This window comes from Idiomarina aquatica, assembly GCF_003987185.1.
GTDB lineage: Bacteria > Pseudomonadota > Gammaproteobacteria > Enterobacterales > Alteromonadaceae > Idiomarina > Idiomarina aquatica.
The window spans coordinates 192,284-213,023 of record NZ_PIPS01000002.1 but is presented as its reverse complement, the minus strand read 5'-3'; the positions used below and the strand labels follow the sequence as shown (position 1 = coordinate 213,023).

Below are 20,740 nucleotides of genomic sequence, written 5' to 3'. Positions count from 1 at the left end.
GTCACGTGCGCTTTGCTGATTTTTGCGCCGTGACCTTGGGTCGGATGCTATTAGGTGAGTGAGACGAAAAAGCCGGCGATGGCGGCGCTCATCATGTTGGCCATGGTTGCGGCTAGCAGTGCTCGCATGCCTAATCGGGCGATGTCGTGGCGGCGGCTTGGTGCCATACCACCTAAGCCTCCGAGCAGGATGGCGATTGATGAGAAATTGGCAAAGCCGCACAGCACAAAGGTAATGATGACTTGTGAGTGCTCACTGAGCTGATCCTTGTAATTAACAAAGTCGAGATAGGCGACGAATTCGTTAATCACCAGCTTTTGACCAATGAAACTACCGGCCAGTTGCGCTTCATCCCAGTTAACCCCCAGCACATAAGCGACCGGACGGAAGACGTAGCCAAAAATTTCCTGCATGGTCAGTTCCGGGTAGCCAAACCAACCGCCGACCCAGCCGAACAGCCCATTGACCAATGCGATGAGCGCGACGAACGCCAACAGCATAGCACCGACGTTCATGGCCAGTTGCAGGCCGCTTGATGCGCCGGACGCGGCGGCATCAATCACATTAGCGGAGGTGTCTTCAACCTCAACTTCTTCCAGATCGTTGCGCGGTTTTTCGCACTCCGGAATCATCATTTTTGCCATCAGGAAACCTGCAGGAGCCGCCATAAAGCTTGCTGCAATCAGGTATTTCAACTCGACACCCACACCGGCATAGCCGGCCAGCACTGAGCCGGACACTGAGCTCATGCCACCGACCATCACCGCAAACAACTCACTGCGGGTCATGGTACCGATAAAGGGTCTGACCATCATCGGCGCCTCGGTCTGACCGACAAAAATATTCGCCGCCGCTGACATCGATTCGGGGCGACTGGTACCCAGCAATTTTTGCAGTCCGCCACCAAGAATACGAATGACCCACTTCATGATGCCGAGATAATACAGCACTGAAATCAGCGACGAGAAAAAGACGATGACACTGAGAACCTGGATCGCAAACACAAAGCCGAAGTCTTCTGACGCCAACGAACCAAACAAAAAGTTGATGCCGGCCTGCGTGTAGCCAATAACCGTCGATACGCCTTGGGCGAAACCGAACAGCATTTCACGGCCCAGGGGTACATAAAGAACAAAACCAGCGAGGGTTATTTGGATCGAAAGCGCACCGATAACGGTGCGCCAGCGGATGTTTTTACGGTTCGTTGAGAGCAGATAAGCAACGAATAAAATAACGGCAATGCCGAGAAAACTGTTCATAAAAGACCAACTTATTCCGCTAACAACTGGCGGATTTTTGTTTTTATAATATCAATAGCGATTTCATTTTGACCACCCCGGGTGACCACCAGGTCTGCGTACTGCTTGGACGGAAAAATATGGTCGAAAAACGCCGGCCGCACATATTGCTCGTACTGCTCAGTTACCGATTGCAAGGTTCTACCACGTTCTTCAATATCGCGCTTGATCCGGCGCAGCAGACAAACATCCAATGGCGTATCCATAAACACGGCAATGTCAAACTCCTGCCGTAAGGCGGGGTCGGTAAGCAGCAAAATACCTTCTACCATAATCACTTTTGCCGGAGCTACGCGAATACTTTCTTGTAACCGAGTATGAGTGGTATGACTGTATTGTGGCATGTCTACAGCTTTGCCCTGACGAAGTTGCTGAATGTGCTCAAGCAACAAATCATGTTCAAACGCAGACGGCTGATCATAATTGGTCAGCACGCGTTGTTCCATGGTCATGTGGCTTTGATCCCGGTAGTAGGCATCTTCTGCCAGGATAGCAATACCATCGCTGCCTAGCTCCGCAACCAATTCCTGATAAACCGTCGAGGCAAACAGACTCTTTCCTGATGCGGAGGCTCCCGCAATTGCAATAACTGTCGTATTACTCACAAGCTCGTGATATCCCTTTAGCATATTCAGACCGCGCGCAATTATCCTTGATTACTCCGACAATTAAAAGTCCAGTCGCCATTTTGGTTTTGTCTAATTTGGTTACAATTTTGTAACTCATCACTCTACAGTTAGACAAGTCATAGCGTTATAGTGTCTGGGCTTATTAAAAGTATTAAGGAATTTTACCGCAATGAAAATGATAAAAACTCTTACCGCTGTAGCGGTTACAACCGCATTACTCGGCGGTTGTCAGATGACACAAACGGCCAATGCCGGCAGTCAGTCTGAGCAGCTTACAACTCAGCAACAATTTCCCGAAGTTAAGGTTGATTACGAGACATTTACTCTGGATAACGGCTTAACTGTCGTTGTTCATGAAGACCGTAAAGCGCCGATTGTGGCCGTTAACGTTTGGTATGCCGTAGGCTCGAAAGACGAAAAGCCCGGTAAGACAGGTTTTGCTCATTTATTTGAGCACTTGATGTTTAATGGTACCGAAAACTACGATGACGAATACTTCGGACCGTTTGAGCGTGCCGGCGCCACCGAAATGAACGGCACCACCAACAATGACCGTACCAACTACTTCCAGAATGTGCCGACGCCGGCACTGGATATGGCATTGTGGATGGAATCTGACCGCATGGGTCATTTGTTGGGTGCGGTAACACAGGAAAAACTCGACGAACAGCGTGGCGTGGTACAAAACGAAAAACGCCAGGGTGAAGCGCAGCCTTATGGCCGTGTCTGGGGATACCTCGCTGAGCAGACCTTCCCTGAAGGCCACCCTTACTCATGGTCGGTCATCGGTTCGATGGAAGATCTGAATAACGCCTCTCTTGACGATGTACACCAGTGGTTTAAAGACTACTATGGCGCGTCCAACGCCGTCTTAGTGCTGGCCGGTGACATCGATGTGGCAACCGCAAAAGAGAAAGTTGAAAAGTACTTTGGCGATATCGCACCGGGTAAACCCTTGCAAAAACTCGAAGCCTGGGTTGCCAAACGCGAAGGTACTAAACGCGCTACCATGCAGGATGATGTGCCTGCTGCCCGTATCTATCGGATTTGGAACACCGCACAACTGGGTACACAGGACCATGAATTCCTGGGTCTGTTATCGGACATTCTGGCGAACGGTAAAAATTCACGGCTGTATCAACGCCTGGTGTACGAAGAGCAATTGGCTAGCTCCGTCGGTGGCTTCCAGTTTGGTCGCGACCTTGCCGGTCAGTTCTTCATTACCGCTGACGCCAAAGCCGGTGTTGACCTTGACCAAATCGAACAAATCATTGATGAAGAGTTGACGCGTCTGCTTACCGAAGGACCAACTCAGGAAGAGTTGCAACGTACTAAGTTCAGCACCACCGCAGCTTTTGTCCGTCAGGCTGAAAAAGTCGGTGGATTCGGCGGTAAATCTGACATTCTGGCGTCGGGCGCGGTCTATCACGACAACCCAGGTTTTTATCAGCAGGAAATGGAGTGGATCAAATCGGCAACCGCAGCTGATCTTCAGGCCGCCGGCAAACGCTGGTTAACTGACGGCGACTTTATCCTGCACATTGAGCCGCAGCCGGACTATCAGGCAGGTGAAGCACAGGCCAGCCGTGATGAGCTACCGGATGTCGGTGAGTTACCAAAACTGGACTTACCGGAACTGAACACCTTTGAACTTTCTAACGGTTTGGAAGTGTACCTTGCCGAGCGTCACGATACCCCGACTGTAGAAATGAGTCTGGTATTTGACGCCGGTTATGCCGCCGATGCGGGAGGCAAAGCCGGTACCGCCAGCTTCGCCATGTCAATGTTGAAGGAAGGCACCGAAAACTATGGTCCGATGGAACTGTCGGCCAAGCTGGAAAACCTTGGTACCAGCCTCAGCGCATACGCGTCTTTGGACACGTCTACCATTCGCATGGACAGCCTGACGGTTAACCTGGGCGAAAGTCTTGGGTTGATGAGCGAAATTCTTTTACGCCCGACCTTCCCTCAAGAAGAAATCGATCGTAAACGTTCTAACTGGATCGAAAACATCCGCAAAGAACAAGCTCGCCCACAAACGCAGGCATTGCGTGTTATGCCAGGTTTAATGTTTGGTGACGACCATGCCTACAGCCAGCCATTAACTGGTTCCGGCACCATCGATTCCATCAACGCGCTAACCCGCGACGACCTGGTCGAACATGCCAATACCTGGATGCGCCCGGATAATGCGCGATTAGTGATTGTCGGTGATACCACCGAAGCACAAATCAAGCCGTTACTGGAACAGCAACTGGCCAATTGGTCTGCGCCGGCGGAACCGAAGCCAAGCAAAGTGCTCGAGCGCCCGGCCGAACAGCAACAAGCTCGAGTGTTCCTGATCGACAAACCGGGAACGCCGCAGTCATTGATCATTGCCGGCCAACTGGCTCCATCAGGTACCGTCGACAATGCCGATACCATTGATGTGATGAACACCATCCTTGGTGGTAGCTTTACCAGTCGTCTGAACATGAACCTGCGGGAAGACAAAGGTTGGTCGTACGGAGCCCGTTCCATGTGGCTGGACAATCTTGGTCCAGGTCTGTTGATTGCTCTGGCGCCGGTACAAACCGATAAGACTCAGGAATCGATTCAAGAAATCGTCAAAGAGTTCACGCAGTACGAAGGTGAAAAGCCGGCAACTGCTGACGAACTGGCGAAGGTACAGGCAAACAAAACCGCCAAGTTACCAGGTGCTTACGAAACCAAAGGCCAGCTGATCGGGGCATTAACCGATACGCTGAACAAAGGTAAGGACATGGAATACCTGGAAGCCTACGCACAGCGCGTTTCAAATATTGATTTGAACAGCGTTAAAGCAACGGCTGATGAGGTTCTGCGTCCTGATGCGATGACTTGGGTTATCGTGGGTGACCTTGAACAAATCGAAGAGAAAGTGCGCGCGCTTAACTTAGGCGAAGTGACCATTCTTGACGATGTAGAATAACCCTTATCATCCCCTGAAGCCAAACCGCGCGGGTTGTTCCTGCGCGGTTTTTTTATGGCAACGTTACTGATCACTTAAAATAAGTGATTTCCCAACACCAGCAACTGACAGACAATAACACCGGTGGTTAGAATCAGTCGCATCGGGTAATAACTGGATTGACTTGTCATCAGCGTTCCTCTTGCCAGCCCCCGTTCAAATGCCAGCAACAGTGCGAAACCCAGCATTTGCAGCAACAACGACCAAAACACGCTGTTCAACAGCAATGTTAGCCATGCCAATAACGCAAACGCATTACTGAGGATCAATAACAGGTTCGTTGGTTCACTGTCAGCCCGGTGCATGGCTCGTCCCCACAAGGTCCCGGCAAGGAAGCTCAAAATGATGGCGCCATAAGTCAGTAACAGCGTCATTGGTTCAACCGGTACCGGCAATTCCAGTGCCATCAATTCGGCCAGTGCGGCCAGCAAAAATGGGATCAACCCGCCATAACCGAGAATTTGCATCAATTTTGTTTTTGTCGAATTCATTAGCAAACGTCCATTTTTAAATTTATTACGTAATTTATAACGAAATATCCATTACTTAAGTTTAGTCCATGACAAAAAGATACGCCCGCAGTCTCTACTGGTTTACCCATGACTTGAGGCTCAACGATAATCCGGCCTTAACAGCGGCGCAAGACAGTTCTGCTGCCATCACCTTTTGCTACGTACTCGATAAAGCAAGCCTGACGCGAGGACGCTATGGTATGCCGGCGCTTGGCCAGCACCGGCTAAGCTTCATCCTGCAATCTCTGCACGATTTGCAGCGACAGTTACAGGCACAAGGCCACACACTCACTGTTCGTGTCGGTGAGCCGTTGGATGAGATGGCACAACTGATCAGTACGCTGCAGGTAGACGCTGTTTTTGGCGCACTGCAGGCGGGCGTCTACGAACGACGTCGCTGGCAACAATTGCAACAACGATTTCGTTTCCTTGATTTTCATCAACTGCCGAACAGCACGTTACTTAGTGAGGACGACCTACCCGGCGGGCTACAACAGTTAGCGGCCACCTTCAGTCAGTTTCGTAAGCCGTTAGAGCCGTTGGCTGAGCGCTTCACAAAACAGGCCTTAGCGGCACCTAACTGGCAACACCGGGCGCTGTCGGTCAACGCGTCAGCCGACCTGCCTGAGGCTGGAGAAAGCTGGCTTGCCGGTGGTGAAACAGCCGCGTTACAACACCTGCAACGCTACTTTTCGTCAGCAGCGCCCGGACGTTATAAGGAAACTCGTAATGCCCTGGACGGCTTTGATCAGTCAACCAAGTTATCGGCGTATCTTGCCCACGGTAATCTCTCGCCGCAGCAGGTGATCAACGCACTCAGAGACTACGAGCAACAGCACGGCGAAAACGAGTCAACCTACTGGATCGCTTTTGAACTATTGTGGCGGGACTATTTTTTTTGGTATTTACTGCGCTATCAAGAGCAAGTGTTTGCCTTTACCGGCGTTGCCGGGCGTAAGCCGCAAACCACCTTTTATCCAACCCGTTTTAAGCAATGGTGCGCCGGACAAACGCCCTACCCGTTAGTCAACGCTTGCATGCATCAACTTAACCAGACCGGTTATCTGTCCAATCGAGGTCGTCAAATCGTCGCCAGTTGTCTGGTCAACGAGATGGCCGTCGACTGGCGCTACGGTGCCGCCTATTTTGAGCAACAGTTATTGGATTATGATATCGGTTCAAACTGGGGCAATTGGCAGTACATTGCCGGTGTTGGCGCTGATCCTCGCGGTGGTCGCCATTTTAATATTGATAAGCAAACCGCCCAATTTGATCCAGACGGCCACTATATCGAGCGCTGGAAAGGCCAGCAGACAAGGCAACTTGATGTGAATGATGCCGCCGACTGGCCGATAACGGCCAATTAATCCATATAGCGGGCAAGCACCACTGCGTTCTTGCCCTCTTTTTTAGCCTGATACATGGCTTTATCGGCCATTTCCACGATGTGCTCGACGGACTCGCATAACGATGGGTCGTCGCACTGCATCAAACCAATCGACAGAGTAACGGGAATATGCTCGGATTCAATACCGGACACCAGCTTAGCGCGCAAACGCTCCATCATCTGCAAGGCGTTTTCAGCAGAAATCATCGGATGAATGGTGGCAAACTCATCTCCACCAATACGCGCCACATGGTCGGAATGGCGACTGCAGCCGCTGATCATGCGGGCGATGCTTTGTAACACTTGATCACCGTACTGATGGCCAAAACGATCATTCACCTCTTTAAAGTCATCAAGGTCAATAAAGCCGACAGCGAACGGCGTGCCATGTTCGGCGAGCTGTTCCAGCTCTTCATTCAGTTGTCCGACAAAGGCACGACGATTCATCACGCCGGTTAAATGATCGGTCAAAGCCTGACGCTTTTCATACTCAAGTTCGCGACGTATTTTTTCTTCGGTCTGTTGTTGTAACGTATAGTCTCTCACAATCGCGACACCGAACAGGTCGCCGTCAACGTCCATTTGATTGAGCATAATATCAACGTAAAACTGCAACCCCGATTGTTTAACCGCAGGAAAACGCAGGCCATTACCCATTGAGCGTTTACCAGGATGCGCAAAAAATTTGGCCAGGTGCTCGGCATGATTCTGCCGAAATTCCGGCGGCAACAAATTATCTAGCGGCAGTCCAATCAGTACCTCGCGCGAGTACTCGAACATCGAGGCAGCTGCGGCATTAGCGGCAACAATGATGCCGCCGCTATTGATGACCAAAGCTCCGTCGGGGATGATTTCTAAAAACTCGCGAAACGTTTTTGCTACTTCCATTACGGCCCTACAGCTTGGTCACAAAATTAGTTAAGCCACTTGGATAAATACGGTGATGGTTTACCAATATAATACCCTTGCAAATACTCGATTTGCTGTTGTGTTAAATAGCCATTAATGGCTTCGTTCTCAACGAACTCGGCAACCATTGGGATCTCTAATTCACGGCAAATACTGATCATACCGTTTAAGATACTGGCGTTGCTTTTATCATTAAGAATGTTACGAATAATACTGCCGTCGATTTTTAAATAATCGGGGTGTAATTGAATTAAACGAGAGAAATTTGAATAACCAACGCCAAAGTCATCGATGGCGATTTTACCGCCCCGTTGTCGCACCTCAAACGCAAACTCCTCAACGGCGGTAAAGTCTTCCGTTGATTCCGTTTCCGTAATTTCAAAAATAAGCTGCGCCAGCGGGTGCTGTTCCAGCGTGTTAAGAATGAATTCAACGGTGTTCGAGTGAAGAATATCTTCAATCGAGATATTGACCGAAATAGCAACCCCATGTTGCTCTGATTGTACCACGGCCTGCTCAACGACCGAACGGGTGATTTGACTGTAATAACGGGTCGTCTTCGCTTTATCCAAAAATAAGCCCGGGGGTAAGTCCGTACTGCCATCGCGGAGTCGAACCAAAGCTTCATAATAGTCTACATGTTTGCCATTACTGCTTTTTATCGGCTGGTAGTAGTTCACAAAATTTTTGTTATCCAGCGCAGACTGTATTTTTGGCATCCAATTAACTTGATGACTGTGAGTAAAGTCGCGCTCTTTGACACACTCAATGCGATCACCGGAGAATACCTTTTTAGCTCGTGCCAGTGCGCTCTCTGCAAGTTGAATCAATTTTTTACGCCCAACGCCCATTCCCATCGCAATATCAACGGCCACTTCACCACCGTTAATGGTAAATTGCGTGGCCGACAGCGCCTGGTAAAAATGTTTTAAGTGCGCTTCAAACACACTGGGGATCATTCTAAAATCGGCGGCTATGGCAAATTTGTCGCCATACAGGCGGTATAGATACAAATGGTGTTGAGACAAATAGTGAGCGGACCAATCACTGAACGCCCGCAGTAACTGATCGCCAAACTCAATCCCGTAAAAATCAGCAAATGAGCGAAACTTCCTGATGTCCAGAATCGCCAGACACTGCGCTCTTGTGTTCTTTAAGTCATTCAGTAAATCAACGCGTGTGGCTAATCCAGTCACAGCATCAAAACGCGTTTCATTGAGCAGCTCATCGAGGTAAACCTCGCGGGATATGTCCTGCAACAACAGCACAATTTCAGCAAGTTTCTGGTCGTTATATAAAGGAATCGTCAGACAACGAAACCACGCCCCCTGCTCTTGTTGCGTCGCCAGGCGAATGATCCCATTCCAGCTTTGCTGGTGCTCTACGGTGTAGCTGATTCGGTCTGCAAGTGCCTCGCGGTGTTGCGGATCGATATACTGCTTAAAGCCCTTGCCGACCACAGGTTGGTCGGTATTCAGCCGGTTTTTTAGCGAATCGCTGATAAAAATCACTTGTCCCTGTGCATTGAGCCGCACGCACAAAGCGGACGACTCCAACGCAGTAACATATTGTGACAGCAAGTGATGATTACGCACTCATCGATCCCTCAAGTTGATTTGTTATTTTTGTTATTATCCATACTGTAACCTGACCATCGTTAAATTGCGACAGCACAATAACAACCTTTTGCAACCGTATTTATCCAACCGCCCTTTGGTGCTGCGGTCCCGGCCGACAGCTGCGGCAATAACGCCTCGACGAAACTGCTCTCCGTATTACAAAAGGCACCGTCTGCATAAGGGCCCAAATAGATCAGCTGCTCGTTGTCATCAAAAATTATGACCGCCGGTGTCGATGGGATATAGGCCTTTAACGCCTCATGCTGATCAATATCAAGTTCAACATTGCGACCTGCCCGCTCAGTTACTCTGCGTTGAATCAATTGTTGATGCGAGCGCGTTCGCCAGTTGCACGGGCAATCTTCAGAGAACACATGCACGACGACGGCAGACAGGTCACCAACCGTGCGTTCTAACAGCGGCTTTAGTCGCTCTTCAACCTCACCGTGGGATACTTGTTGCTGCAGCCGGCCTTGATTATCGAACCAACTCAGGCGGGCATCCAGCAACCAAAATAACGCCACCAGTACGCTCGCAAACCAAAGGATCACGATGCCCCAGAGCAGCCGTTGACGCCCGCTTTTAGACCGCAAACTTTTCAATTTGATGCCGTAACCGTTCAGCGTCCTCAGCCAGTTGCCGAGTTTTTTCGTCATTGTTTTTGACGAACTCATACTCTTGTTCAGACACCGCTTTTAAATCCTTCGCGGACGAAGACATATCAGCAGTAGCATTCGACTGTTGCTCGGTAGCAAAGGCAACTTGCTCGATGGTTTCCGCCATGGTACGAACTTTGGTTGCCACTGACTCGATCATTTGCTTCAGCTCAACCGACATTTTAGAGCCATCGTCAATAACCTGCGTCGCTTGTTCTACAATCGTCACCGACTGGGTAACCTCATCGATAATCTGCTGGGAAATATCGCTTATCTCAGCCGCATTTCGTTCTGTCGTTGATGCCAGACTCCTTACTTCGTCTGCCACAACCGCAAAACCACGCCCCTGCTCCCCCGCCCGCGCTGCTTCGATGGCCGCATTCAAGGCAAGTAGGTTGGTCTGCTTGGTAATATCGTTAATCGCTGCCACCACGGTACTGATACGGCTGCTTTTCTGCTCCAGTGATTTAATATGTTCCAACGCTTCGGCGACGGTTTCTTTTACCGACAGAATGGCACCATTGACCTGTACCGTGTAGTCGGCAGCGTTACTGGTGTCGCTCAGTGCAGTATTTGCCGCCTCACGAGCACGTTGAGACTCATCGCTGATAGCGTTCACCGTGCCGACCATCTGCTCTATCCCATGGACGATACGCGACAACTCCGTTGCCGACTGCTGTCGTCTGCTGGTCAACGCCTGAGTATTACCAGCCAGCTCCTCAGATTGCTGTTCAACACTGTCCACCAGCAACTCCGTTTCAGCAACACTGGTTCGCATCGCTTCAATCAGCTGATTAAACCGTTGTATTTGTTCATTATCCGCATCCAATGAAACCGCCAGATTGATGCCTTTATCGTTACCGACAATATCTTCGATCGCCGAGTTAATTCGCAACGCCGTCTGTGCTTCGATAAACGTACGGTGCGCGATAAAAGCCAAAATGGCACCTTCAGCAACGGCGAAACTGGCGTGAATGGTTAAAATGCCGAAATTCACATAATCCGCCGCAAAGATGTACACACCAGCGTCGTTCAATTGCAGGAAGAAGAACAACACGTGATGAACGGCAACAACCAAGACGCTGGTAACAATCACTTTCCAGTCACGGTAATAAACGAGAACAGCCAACACCGCGAAGATCTCAAAGTGCAGTTCAACCAGCCCCATGGTTTGATCAATGTGCAAAGCCGTCAACAATTGCGTCGCCGCCGCTACGGTATGACGTGTTAACGGGTTAGCCGGCGCCAGCAAAATTAGCGCCAGCGGTAAGCCGGCAATAAACAGCGATAACGCAACAGGTATCAGCCACTCGCCGGTATAAAAACTGATCAGCAGCGTAATAACCACTTGCACAAATAAGACACCGGTAAAGACGCGGTGAGCGGAAAGAATCCATGGGAAGGTCGGCATGCTTTACCTCTATGACAAAAAAGCAAACCTTGTACGTAAATACAGCCACGACTGGATTAATCGCCAAGGATAAATATAATGTCGCTTTTTTACTCACACGGCCAGCTTTTTATGTTGAATCATTCAAACTATCCAGGCTTGTTCCTTAGCCTTTCTACCCTTCTCTTTACCGCGTCGTCGTCGGCAGAGCAATATTGGTCAGACACAAGTTTGACTTATCTCAATGGTAATCAATACGAGGTGGGAGACACTGACCGACAAGTCGTGACCCTCGAATATGTTTCCGGTTACAGCTGGGGCAAATTATTCAGTTTTGCCGATCGGTTAGAGTCGAGTAACGGCGATACCGAAACCTATATCGAAGTATCTCCGGAATTTTATTTAGCGGAATTCAGCGACTCCTGGATTGCCAATTACAGTGTTACCACAACCGCAGAAGTTGGTGATGGCTTTACCCATTATCTCTACGGTTTGGGGGTCGCATTTAACGCACCGGGCTTTGACTACCTCGAATTGGATGCTTACCGCCGCAACAACGATAATCTGCCAAACAATTATCAACTGACTGCAACTTGGGCAACATCGTTTCAGCTTGCCGGAACACAATGGCTGTACGATGGCTTTATCGATTACGCGTCCGGAATAGCAGGTGTCGGCCCTGCCAACCTTAATTTCACCTCGCAACTGAAGTTGGACCTTGCCCCCTATTTAGAACTAAAAAGCCCACTGTACGTGGGCGTTGAGTATGTTTATTGGCGCAATAAGTTCTACATTGACGGAGTGCATGAACACAACCCGAACCTATTGCTCAAATGGCATTTTTAATCCCCCTTAAAAACGATAGGTGAACCCCAGGTTAATGGATGACAGTGCCACCCCCTCTTCATCCATTAGCCTTAGCCAATCCAGATAAACATCCAGCTGTGGTGCCGGCTGCAATGCAAACCCGGCACCATAACTGAGACCGCTGTCGGCGCCAGAACCACCCGCCGTACTCAGTTCACTGCGAGACCAGCCCGCCAGTGCATAAACGGAAACCGAGTCGCTCACACGCGCCTGTGGTTTTGCCAGAATACTCACCGCGTAATCCAGCTCGATATCGGTTTCGGCTGTGGTCGTGTCGTTGGGCTGATAGCGAATGGTATCGTCGGCGACGCCAAAACCCAGTCGAGCTTCAACCGCAAAATTTGGATGCACCTGTTCTCCTACCGTGAGCGTCAACCCAACCGGCTTCGCGGTCGAAAAGTCAGGACCAGAGTCAATATTGAACTGACTAACCTGCATACCGAGGTAATAATCATCCCAGGACATGCTTTGTTGTGCGCTTGCGGTAGTTGAGAGCAGAAGTAGTGAACACAATGACAGAGCTTTTTTCATAATACCTCATTCCTTAAGGTTGAAAATGTGTGGATAGATTAGCAACTCATGAACGAGAAGCCAGAGATTATCGCTGACAAAACTGTCAGCGATAAGCGACAATAATACTAAAGATGATAAACGCCCTGGTAATCAGCAATATCCACATCAAACTGAGTTTGCTGGTGCAAGTGATCGCGAAAGCTTTCCATCGCATCCGGTTCGCCATGAATCAATTGAATGGGGGTTTTGGGACGTAGCTTGGAAGCCTGCAGCCAGGAGGTTAACTCCACATAATCGGCATGCCCGGAAAGACCGTCTAACGAGCGCACCCGCGCTTTCACCGGTAGCCACTCTCCGTGCAACTTGATCGACTCGACGCCCTGCAGCATTTTCGCGCCCCGTGTTCCGCCGGCCTGATGGCCACTGAACAGTACCGTCGCTCGGTGATCCCCCAACCAGCGTTTAAAGTGGTGCAGAATACGGCCGCCGGTTGCCATACCGCTGCCGGCAATAATAATATGCGGCCCGCTTTGCGATGCAATGGCTTTCGACTCATCCACACTGCGGGTATATATCACGGTGTCAAACGCTCGTTGACAGTCATGGTCAGTTAGCCGGTGTAATTTATGGTGACGACGATAGATTTCCGAGACGTTGATGGCCATGGGCGAATCGAGAAATATGGGTTGCCTGGGTATGCGTCCCTCGTCCATCAGTTTAACCAGCAGATGTTGCATTAGCTGTGCACGCCCAACTGAGAATGCCGGGATCATCACCACCCCGCCGCCGGCGGAGCATTCATTAACCACCTCGGCGAGCTGTTCCTCAGCCCGCTCGGTTTTTTCATGCCGACGGTCACCGTAAGTTGACTCCAACAGCAATAAATCTACCTCCGGCAAAGGTTCCGGCGGGTACATCATGATGTCCTCCGGACGACCGATATCACCGGAAAAAGCCACTTTTTTGCCCTCCGCCTCGATGATCACAGAGGCTGCACCGAGAATATGCCCGGCAGGCTGCAACATCACCTGAATATCGCCGACCTGGAACGGTTGCCGAAACGCCACGCTCTCAAACAGTCTCATACTGGCTTTGCCGGTGTTTTCATCGTAAAGCGGCTGTGGGTTTTCGTGTTTACTGAGGCCATGGCGGCCGAGGTATTTTGCGTCTTCTTCCTGAATTCGGCCACTGTCAGCAAACATGATATGGCATAACTCAGTGGTCGCTTGATGCGCATAGACAGGGCCCCGGTAGCCTTCTTTGAACAACACGGGAATAAAGCCGGAATGATCGAGGTGAGCGTGCGTTAACACCACCGCATCGACCTTATTAATGCCCATAGGTATGGGTTGCCAGTTGCGCTTACGCAGCCACTTATAGCCCTGAAACAAACCACAATCGACAAGCAACCGGGTTCGCTCCGTTTCAACCAGAAATTTCGAGCCGGTCACGGTTTCGGTTCCGCCTAAAAAGATAATCTTCATTGCGACTCCTTTTGACCTAAATACTCGTCGCAACCGCAACGGTACTGATTTTGGACATAACTCGTATGTGTTAAATTAGCACCGTTGTTTTTGTTTACCTAGACTTACTGTAAAAATTTTATACAACCAATCACGGCAGCAACCTGCGCCCGATTACATTCTTCCGGTGTAGCCCGTGGACTGTCCGGATAGACTTCCGTAGTGGTCGCGTACATGGCATTGGTGAGGCTGATGCACAGCCCCAACTGTTTGACCGGAAAGCTGATCAGTCCTTCGCGATCGACCGGCGCTCCAATCAGTTGATTGTGCTCGTCAGCCGCAGCAATGTGTGTGACCTTTTCCACTTCGGCCAAGATCGCTGCATGAAAATCGATTTGCAGGTTTTCCGAGTTACCCACCAGATAAAAGCCATCCGGAATATTCCAGTTGGTATTTACCTCGCCGTCACGCGCTGCTTTTGCCGGGCGGAACTCTGAGTTATCCGAGTCAGTCGTTTCATGCAAGTCGACATGTGCGAGGAAATCAACCCCCAAATCACTCAGATAATCCATCACCAGCGCACATTCCTGCGCCGGACTGTCAGCAACAAACGAACGGTTTGGATCGACAGCGTCAGGGTTCCAGCGGTTGATGGTTTCATAGCCCCAGGGACTCAAGCACGGGAACACCACGAAATTAAAATCGTCCGTATAATGTTCCAGCTCTGCATCGATAAACAATAAAGCGCCCTGGACACCACTGGTTTCATAACCATGAACGCCGCCGGTCACCAGAATGGTCGGATTTTCCGGGTTCCAGTTTTTATTCCGCACGACGTACAAGGGGTAGTCGCCGGCCGTATAATTCAATTCGCCGTACTGCTCAATGTTGAAGCGGTCATTCATCGCTTCAAGTTTAGCCACTACCTGTTGCTGATAAGAACGTTTTTTGGTCTGCGCAGCCAGCCACTGCGATTTTTCTGCCTCACCCCAAGGTTTACCAGGGGTTCCAATTGGGTAAATTGTTGTTTGTTCAGTCATAAACATCCTATGTGATCGGTCACTAAACCTGATCAACAGCCTAACATAATTACGTTTTAAGATAGCGATAATTGGTGGTCTGGGTTACCATCTGAGGCCATTGCCTTCTGTTTTAAGCTAAAACGTTTATCACCATGTCTTACTCCAAACTGCAAGTGGCTGTCGCGATCTTCGCCATGGCTATTGGTACCTTCGCAATCGGTATCGGCGAATTTGTCATGATGGGGCTGTTACCCAATGTTGGCTCTGAATTTGGTACCAGTTCTCAACAAACCGGCCACTTAATCAGCCTGTATGCGCTCGGCGTCGTCATTGGTGCGCCGCTCATTACCATCGTATTTGCCCGCGCCAACAAAAAGTCTCTGCTACTCGCCCTGATGGGTCTGTACGCCGTAACCAATATCGCCAGTGCCGAGGCCGATAGCTTTCAGCAGTTGCAATGGCTACGTTTTATTAGCGGTCTTCCCCACGGCGCCTATGGCGGCATTGTCTGTCTACTGGCGGCGGCGATGGTACGTAAGAACCAGCGAGGCAAAGCGGTAACCTTAGTGATGATGGGGCTGACGCTCGCCATCTTAATCGGTAATCCGCTTGCCACTTGGTTTGGCCAGATGCTGGACTGGCGCTGGGTTTATCGTGGCGTCGGCATCACCGCGTTAAGCGCGGTGCTGTTAATCGCTATTGCCGTACCAGCTATCCGGCAACAACAGCACAGCCGCACACGCACCGAGCTGTCAGCCCTTAAGAACAAACAAGTTCTGCTGACGCTGGCAATCGGCAGTATTGGTTTTGGCGGTATGTTCGCGGTACTGAGTTATCTGGCGCCAACCTTGTTAGAGGCAACACAAGTGAGCCAGGGCTGGATACCTATCGCCTTGCTGATTTATGGCGTGGGTTCTTTTATCGGAAGCTTAGTCGGTGGCTGGGCGACCGACGTCAACATGAAATGGGCGATCGGTGGTGCACTGGCCTGGGCCACACTGGTTCTGTTTGTGTTTCCGTTTAGTATTGATAACTTAGTCAGCATCTTGCCGATGGTATTTTTATTGGGGTCAACCGCCGCATTAGTACCGACCTTACAAGTGCGACTGATGGATGTCGCGGGCGAAGCACAAACCTTAGCGGCATCACTTAATCATGCGGCATTTAATATTGCTAACGGCATCGGTGCTTATCTTGGCGGCCTCGCTATTGTCTCACCCTGGCAGTGGCAGGGCACCGGATGGGTCGGCTGTTTGCTGGCCGGTAGCGGGCTTATTATTTTCTTTATCACCAAAAACCACAGCCGCAAGGTCAATTATGCTGAAAGCTTGTAGGCTGGTCGCAGGGCGATGTTTTTATCAGCAGTTTTGTTCTATCATGGGATGATAACTACAATAATCAATTCGAAATTGACGCGTGCCACACTTTCTGTCGACCATAACCCTGATTCTTTTGGCTTTTCTCGCGCCAGCGACATTAGCGTCATCACCGAGCCTGTATGTCGATGGGCAGACTGATGACATCAAACTGATTTTCTACACAGAACGTTACCTCGATCCTACCGGTGAGACAGATTTTCGCTCGATTGAGCAACGGCAGTTGTTTGAGCCTGTGCTGGATCCCGGGCAGTTGCATTTAGGTTACTACGACGGCACCCTCTGGTTAAAAAACGTCATCACGAATACGACCGATAACAGCCTGTTAAAGGTATTCTCCTTTGACTACGCGAACCTTGATCGCGTTGATGTTTATGTTGTTGATGAGCGGGGTGAATTACGTCAGCAATTTCGTTCCGGAAGTCACATCACGAAAGAACAACGGCCATTGAACAACCGCCATGCCTCATTTCCGATCGCCTTTCCGGCAAACACCGCAATGACTCTTTACACACGTATCCAAAGTAACGGCAGCTTAACCGCTTTTCAGCGCTTGTACTCCCCCACGCATTACGACAACAGCTACAGTAACGAACTGTTCTGGCTATCGCTGTACTGCGGTATGCTACTGGCGTTAAGCCTTTATAATCTGTTGCTGTTTACGGCGTTAAAACAGTCGGTTTTTTTGCGCTATTCGCTGTTTGTCGGTAGTTTTCTGGCGGGCACGCTGGCAATGAACGGGTTAGGCCCGCAGTTGTTTTGGGATCATGACACGCTCGATGTTAACCGCGTAATGGCGTTTAGTTTTTCTGCGGCAGGCTTTACCGCAACCTTGTTTGCGCGCAAGTTTCTGGCGCTAAAAACGCACAGTCGCTGGTGGTACCGGGTGACACTGATTCCGCTAACGGTGTCGTTTTTGGGGATGCTGAGTGCCTTTATTGCCTCTCCGCAAACGGCATTACAGCTCAGTGATATCAACGGTTTAACCGCGGGGCTGGTGTTATTGAGTTGTGGCGTCGCCTGTGCGATACGCAAGGTTCCCGGCGCAAATCTGTTTGTCATCGCCTGGACGTTGTTATTAACCGGTGCCTTCGTTCACGCCCTTCGCAATTTAGGTGTCGTGCCGACCAATTTTTTCAGTTTGTACGGCATGCAAATTGGCTCAGCGATAGAAATGTTACTGCTGTCGTTTGCTATCGCCGCGAAATTCAATCAATTGAAAAACGAAAAACAGCGGGCTCAGGAAGAAGCACTGACCACCTTAAAAACGCACGAAGCAAAACTTGAGCAAAAAGTCGCCCAACGAACTTACGAACTGGAGCAAATGGCTCATCATGACGGCTTAACCGGTTTGTTGAATCGTAATGGCCTGAATCAGGCATTGCGGGATACGATGCAACGATGTCGGCAATCTGGCACGCCGTTAACACTGGTCATGCTCGATCTCGATGCATTTAAACCCATTAATGACGAATATGGCCATACCGCCGGTGACAGGGTGTTGAAAATTGTGGCCGAACGCCTACTCGGTTGCACCGTTGATGGTGATGCAGTTGCCCGCTTTGGTGGTGATGAGTTTCTTGTCGTCAGCGACCGTTTTGTCAATAACCTCGAAGTTTCAGCCTTCATCGACCAGATTCGCCGCGAAATTCAACAACCGATGGTGGCCGGTGTTTCGCAGCCGTTAACCATTTCAGCCAGCGTCGGCTTCCATCAAACCGCTTTACCGCGTTCGGTTAATGAGCTACTTAAAGAAGCCGACAAAGCCATGTATCAGGTAAAATACCGGCAACGCGGCAAACCTTTAAGCCACTAGTTGTTATGTTGCTCAGCGTTAACCATCTTCTTGTAGAAAAAGATAGCGTAAAAAACACACAGCCCGATGACGATGCCCAAACCAATAAATGAGATAAAAATAACCGGATCATTAAAAAACGCTTTCCATAAACTCATGGCACTTTCTCCCTACTCAGTATATGGTTTTAGTGTATTAAAGAGCCCGGTAAAGCAATTTGATATGGATCAATCTTATGAATCAACAATCAAAACCCAGTGAAAATAATCCGATGGGCGTTGCCATCGGTGTTGGCGTTGCGGTCGGAACCGCCATCGGTGTGGTTATGGATCAGTTAGCCTTGGGCGTTGCTTTGGGTCTGGCCTTCGGCGTTGCGTACGGAGCCAGTCTCAAACGCAAGCAGGAGCGCAGCAAGCCCGACGACTAAGCGTCCGGCTTGCGACTGAAGTCATTGGCACTGAACACGTCACTCAGAATGGTTTGCTCGAGCCAGTTGCGGCCCTCGGTACGGGTAGGAATTCGCACCACCAGGGTAATGTCTTCGGGATCTTCCACTTGCAAAGTCACCCGCGGTTCTACCGAAGGTGACTCCAGTCCGGTACGGTAGCTCATTCGATCAAAATGCCGCTTTACTTCCGCCATGTAATCGCGGCAATACTCCTGTGCTACCCGCAATAGCTCTTGCTGTGCCAAACGCCAGTTATCGGTGCGTTTAAACGGCACGGTAAAGGTATGCAAGACATAGTCTTTACTGTAACTCTCATTAATTACCGGCTCGGTCGCGAATAATGAGTTTGGTAACACAACCATACGGCCACTGCGTTGTTGCATATTCTTGCCGGGCCCTACTTCCAAAATGGTTGTCGTTAACAGGTTTTGATCAATAACATCACCGCGGTAATCTTTGATTTGAATCCGGTCGCCGAGGTGAAACGCATGCGCCCCACTTTTTATCAGTGTACCGCTGATACAGATGATCAGTTCTTTAGTGGCAATCACCAAGGCCACAGCAATCGCGACCAAAGACAGCGCAAAGGTACGTAGTTCGTTACCCCAAATCATGAACAGACCAAACAGCAGCACCAGCAACAGGCCATTGCGCAGTTGAACCAGCCAACGTCGGCGTAAATCGCTGGAATTAATGTTGCGGCGGATATAGCGCCGCAGTACCCATCGTGCAAAAAACACAATAGTAACCAGAACAATGGTGCTGATGGTCAGTCGCAACAACGAGTCTGATGCCTGAAGTTGCTCGACAAAGCCGTTTAGTAATTGCTGTAAGTTCATGACTCTCTAAGTAAATCGTCGTAAAGACACTGGCGAAAAGGATTATTTGCACTATAGTTTTTTACAGGTTTCAAGGAAAGGGGAATTTACAATGAAAAAGATGACATTAGCGACAGCAACCTTATTAGGTTTGTTTACTCTTGCCGGCTGTAGCCAGGAATCAGCCGACAGTAAAACCGAAGATGCAATGGAGTCAGCTGAACAAACGGCTGATGAAATGGGTGAAGCGGCCGAAGCTCAAATGAATGAAGCGGGCGAATACATCAGTGATGCGACCATCACCGCCAAGGTGAAAACCGCATTATTTGATAACGGCGGTCTCAACAGTGCCAACATTTCGGTGGAAACCCGCGATGGCGTGGTTTATCTCTCCGGTACCGTCAGCAGTGATGTTGACGCCGAAACCGCCGGGCAACTTGCCGCTGGCGTTGAGGGTGTTGAAGATGTCGAAAACGACCTTGTCGTTTCCGAAAATAACTAACGCCAGCATCACCCGTTGCTTATCAGCGAGCCAGTTCCAATCTGGCTCGCATTCCCATTGATGACGTTAATCCCGTCGTTACTGACACCACCTTGCCCTGGCGTATGACCAGCAGAGTGGGTGTTACTGTCACGCCCCAGCGTTTAGCCAACACACCCGTTTGATCGTTAACGGTATCGAATTGATAGCCGTGTTCAGTGATAAATTGCGTCACTTCTGCATCTGTACCTGACGAAAAGGCAACTGACAGCACCTTATTATCCGCGGCAACGCTGTCCACCATTGGCGATACCACCTTACAGTAGGGACACCAGGTCGCCCAAAAATACAGCAATACCGGTTGTTGCTGAGAAGCACCGATAATATCCACTCTATCTCCCTGGAGCGTTAGCACATTGGCACTTTGCTCAGGTACCTGTTGTTCGATATCACTCGCACGATACCAATCAACCGCTGTTATTACCGCCACCGCTGCCACAACATAGCCAGCAACGCTCAACAAACGTTTTATCCACGGATTAGAAAACACTGCCACAAACGACTCCCT

The 20,740-nt window shown here is 49.9% G+C and carries 20 protein-coding genes; 7 read left to right on the top strand and 13 right to left on the bottom strand.

Going from position 1 to position 20,740, the window contains the following annotated elements:
- Nucleotides 1-50: 50 nt before the first annotated feature.
- Together CWE23_RS07915 and udk are read right to left on the bottom strand one after the other, a co-directional pair.
- Nucleotides 51-1,259: a NupC/NupG family nucleoside CNT transporter gene (locus CWE23_RS07915; protein WP_105306668.1), complete on the bottom strand. Its 1,209-nt coding sequence runs from the start codon at nucleotides 1,257-1,259 to the stop codon at nucleotides 51-53.
- Nucleotides 1,260-1,270: 11 nt separating this feature from the next.
- Nucleotides 1,271-1,927, bottom strand: coding sequence for a uridine kinase (gene udk / locus CWE23_RS07910; protein WP_420809958.1), 657 nt, complete (start codon nucleotides 1,925-1,927; stop codon nucleotides 1,271-1,273).
- A 169-nt stretch (nucleotides 1,928-2,096) separates the two neighbouring features.
- On the opposite strand from udk, the gene CWE23_RS07905 reads away from it, so the two are divergent.
- The gene (locus tag CWE23_RS07905; RefSeq protein ID WP_126819955.1) at nucleotides 2,097-4,877 is read left to right on the top strand and encodes a M16 family metallopeptidase; all 2,781 of its coding nucleotides are present in this window, start codon (nucleotides 2,097-2,099) and stop codon (nucleotides 4,875-4,877) included.
- A gap of 74 nt (nucleotides 4,878-4,951) precedes the next feature.
- Here CWE23_RS07905 and CWE23_RS07900 read toward each other — a convergent pair whose 3' ends face one another.
- Entirely contained in the window at nucleotides 4,952-5,407 is a 456-nt protein-coding gene (locus tag CWE23_RS07900; protein ID WP_105306671.1) for a DUF3429 domain-containing protein, read from the bottom strand.
- A 68-nt stretch (nucleotides 5,408-5,475) separates the two neighbouring features.
- Between CWE23_RS07900 and CWE23_RS07895 the strand changes: the two genes are divergently transcribed.
- A complete protein-coding gene (locus tag CWE23_RS07895) occupies nucleotides 5,476-6,795 on the top strand; it encodes a DASH family cryptochrome (protein WP_126819954.1) in 1,320 nt (439 codons plus the stop codon).
- On the opposite strand, the gene CWE23_RS07890 is transcribed toward CWE23_RS07895, so the two are convergent.
- The 4 genes from CWE23_RS07890 to CWE23_RS07875 form a co-directional block, all read right to left on the bottom strand.
- Nucleotides 6,792-7,703 (bottom strand): sensor domain-containing diguanylate cyclase, encoded by a 912-nt coding sequence (locus CWE23_RS07890; RefSeq protein WP_126819953.1) that lies wholly within the window; start codon nucleotides 7,701-7,703, stop codon nucleotides 6,792-6,794. The genes CWE23_RS07895 and CWE23_RS07890 overlap by 4 nt on opposite strands.
- Nucleotides 7,704-7,729: 26 nt before the next feature.
- Nucleotides 7,730-9,319 carry an EAL domain-containing protein gene (locus CWE23_RS07885; RefSeq protein WP_105306674.1) on the bottom strand — a complete coding sequence of 530 codons (1,590 nt, stop codon included), beginning with the start codon at nucleotides 9,317-9,319 and terminating at the stop codon, nucleotides 7,730-7,732.
- 62 nt (nucleotides 9,320-9,381) lie between these two features.
- A complete protein-coding gene (locus CWE23_RS07880; protein WP_105306675.1) occupies nucleotides 9,382-9,999 on the bottom strand; it encodes a DUF6436 domain-containing protein in 618 nt (205 codons plus the stop codon).
- Nucleotides 9,926-11,410: a methyl-accepting chemotaxis protein gene (locus CWE23_RS07875; protein WP_105306676.1), complete on the bottom strand. Its 1,485-nt coding sequence runs from the start codon at nucleotides 11,408-11,410 to the stop codon at nucleotides 9,926-9,928. The genes CWE23_RS07880 and CWE23_RS07875 overlap by 74 nt, the downstream gene beginning before the upstream one ends.
- Nucleotides 11,411-11,488: 78 nt before the next feature.
- Here CWE23_RS07875 and CWE23_RS07870 point away from each other — a divergent pair, with 78 nt between their 5' ends.
- Nucleotides 11,489-12,235 (top strand): DUF5020 family protein, encoded by a 747-nt coding sequence (locus tag CWE23_RS07870; RefSeq protein WP_241970586.1) that lies wholly within the window; start codon nucleotides 11,489-11,491, stop codon nucleotides 12,233-12,235.
- 6 nt (nucleotides 12,236-12,241) lie between these two features.
- Here the strand turns inward: CWE23_RS07870 and CWE23_RS07865 are convergent, their stop codons facing one another.
- The 3 genes from CWE23_RS07865 to CWE23_RS07855 form a co-directional block, all read right to left on the bottom strand.
- Nucleotides 12,242-12,787: a porin family protein gene (locus CWE23_RS07865; protein WP_105306677.1), complete on the bottom strand. Its 546-nt coding sequence runs from the start codon at nucleotides 12,785-12,787 to the stop codon at nucleotides 12,242-12,244.
- Nucleotides 12,788-12,894: 107 nt separating this feature from the next.
- Complete coding sequence (locus tag CWE23_RS07860; RefSeq protein ID WP_105306678.1) at nucleotides 12,895-14,253, bottom strand: MBL fold metallo-hydrolase RNA specificity domain-containing protein; 1,359 nt, start codon at nucleotides 14,251-14,253, stop codon at nucleotides 12,895-12,897.
- 104 nt (nucleotides 14,254-14,357) lie between these two features.
- Nucleotides 14,358-15,272, bottom strand: a complete 915-nt coding sequence (locus CWE23_RS07855) for a M14 family metallopeptidase (RefSeq protein WP_126819952.1) — start codon at nucleotides 15,270-15,272, stop codon at nucleotides 14,358-14,360.
- 134 nt (nucleotides 15,273-15,406) lie between these two features.
- On the opposite strand from CWE23_RS07855, the gene CWE23_RS07850 reads away from it, so the two are divergent.
- Nucleotides 15,407-16,588, top strand: coding sequence for an MFS transporter (locus CWE23_RS07850; RefSeq protein WP_105306680.1), 1,182 nt, complete (start codon nucleotides 15,407-15,409; stop codon nucleotides 16,586-16,588).
- Nucleotides 16,589-16,670: 82 nt separating this feature from the next.
- Complete coding sequence (locus CWE23_RS07845; RefSeq protein WP_126819951.1) at nucleotides 16,671-18,446, top strand: diguanylate cyclase; 1,776 nt, start codon at nucleotides 16,671-16,673, stop codon at nucleotides 18,444-18,446.
- Here the strand turns inward: CWE23_RS07845 and CWE23_RS07840 are convergent.
- Nucleotides 18,443-18,583: a DUF3149 domain-containing protein gene (locus CWE23_RS07840; RefSeq protein WP_105306682.1), complete on the bottom strand. Its 141-nt coding sequence runs from the start codon at nucleotides 18,581-18,583 to the stop codon at nucleotides 18,443-18,445. The genes CWE23_RS07845 and CWE23_RS07840 overlap by 4 nt on opposite strands.
- Nucleotides 18,584-18,660: 77 nt before the next feature.
- Between CWE23_RS07840 and CWE23_RS07835 the strand changes: the two genes are divergently transcribed.
- Complete coding sequence (locus CWE23_RS07835) at nucleotides 18,661-18,852, top strand: glycine zipper domain-containing protein (protein WP_105306683.1); 192 nt, start codon at nucleotides 18,661-18,663, stop codon at nucleotides 18,850-18,852.
- On the opposite strand, the gene CWE23_RS07830 is transcribed toward CWE23_RS07835, so the two are convergent.
- A complete protein-coding gene (locus tag CWE23_RS07830) occupies nucleotides 18,849-19,712 on the bottom strand; it encodes a mechanosensitive ion channel domain-containing protein (RefSeq protein WP_105306684.1) in 864 nt (287 codons plus the stop codon). The two genes, CWE23_RS07835 and CWE23_RS07830, sit on opposite strands and share 4 nt — an antisense overlap.
- 91 nt (nucleotides 19,713-19,803) lie before the next feature.
- Between CWE23_RS07830 and CWE23_RS07825 the strand changes: the two genes are divergently transcribed.
- The gene (locus tag CWE23_RS07825) at nucleotides 19,804-20,193 is read left to right on the top strand and encodes a BON domain-containing protein (RefSeq protein ID WP_105306685.1); all 390 of its coding nucleotides are present in this window, start codon (nucleotides 19,804-19,806) and stop codon (nucleotides 20,191-20,193) included.
- A 22-nt stretch (nucleotides 20,194-20,215) separates the two neighbouring features.
- On the opposite strand, the gene CWE23_RS07820 is transcribed toward CWE23_RS07825, so the two are convergent.
- Nucleotides 20,216-20,728 (bottom strand): protein disulfide oxidoreductase, encoded by a 513-nt coding sequence (locus CWE23_RS07820; protein ID WP_157982917.1) that lies wholly within the window; start codon nucleotides 20,726-20,728, stop codon nucleotides 20,216-20,218.
- Nucleotides 20,729-20,740 lie beyond the last annotated feature (12 nt).

Bases quoted from the DNA above. Each gene is read 5' to 3' on its own strand.
- CWE23_RS07915 (WP_105306668.1), bottom strand. From the start codon at position 1,259: ATGAACAGTTTTCTCGGCATTGCCGTTATTTTATTCGTTGCTTATCTG.
- udk (WP_420809958.1), bottom strand. From the start codon at position 1,927: ATGCTAAAGGGATATCACGAGCTTGTGAGTAATACGACAGTTATTGCA.
- CWE23_RS07905 (WP_126819955.1), top strand. From the start codon at position 2,097: ATGAAAATGATAAAAACTCTTACCGCTGTAGCGGTTACAACCGCATTA.
- CWE23_RS07900 (WP_105306671.1), bottom strand. From the start codon at position 5,407: ATGAATTCGACAAAAACAAAATTGATGCAAATTCTCGGTTATGGCGGG.
- CWE23_RS07895 (WP_126819954.1), top strand. From the start codon at position 5,476: ATGACAAAAAGATACGCCCGCAGTCTCTACTGGTTTACCCATGACTTG.
- CWE23_RS07890 (WP_126819953.1), bottom strand. From the start codon at position 7,703: ATGGAAGTAGCAAAAACGTTTCGCGAGTTTTTAGAAATCATCCCCGAC.
- CWE23_RS07880 (WP_105306675.1), bottom strand. From the start codon at position 9,999: ATGACGAAAAAACTCGGCAACTGGCTGAGGACGCTGAACGGTTACGGC.
- CWE23_RS07875 (WP_105306676.1), bottom strand. From the start codon at position 11,410: ATGCCGACCTTCCCATGGATTCTTTCCGCTCACCGCGTCTTTACCGGT.
- CWE23_RS07870 (WP_241970586.1), top strand. From the start codon at position 11,489: ATGTCGCTTTTTTACTCACACGGCCAGCTTTTTATGTTGAATCATTCA.
- CWE23_RS07865 (WP_105306677.1), bottom strand. From the start codon at position 12,787: ATGAAAAAAGCTCTGTCATTGTGTTCACTACTTCTGCTCTCAACTACC.
- CWE23_RS07860 (WP_105306678.1), bottom strand. From the start codon at position 14,253: ATGAAGATTATCTTTTTAGGCGGAACCGAAACCGTGACCGGCTCGAAA.
- CWE23_RS07855 (WP_126819952.1), bottom strand. From the start codon at position 15,272: ATGACTGAACAAACAACAATTTACCCAATTGGAACCCCTGGTAAACCT.
- CWE23_RS07850 (WP_105306680.1), top strand. From the start codon at position 15,407: ATGTCTTACTCCAAACTGCAAGTGGCTGTCGCGATCTTCGCCATGGCT.
- CWE23_RS07840 (WP_105306682.1), bottom strand. From the start codon at position 18,583: ATGAGTTTATGGAAAGCGTTTTTTAATGATCCGGTTATTTTTATCTCA.
- CWE23_RS07835 (WP_105306683.1), top strand. From the start codon at position 18,661: ATGAATCAACAATCAAAACCCAGTGAAAATAATCCGATGGGCGTTGCC.
- CWE23_RS07830 (WP_105306684.1), bottom strand. From the start codon at position 19,712: ATGAACTTACAGCAATTACTAAACGGCTTTGTCGAGCAACTTCAGGCA.
- CWE23_RS07825 (WP_105306685.1), top strand. From the start codon at position 19,804: ATGAAAAAGATGACATTAGCGACAGCAACCTTATTAGGTTTGTTTACT.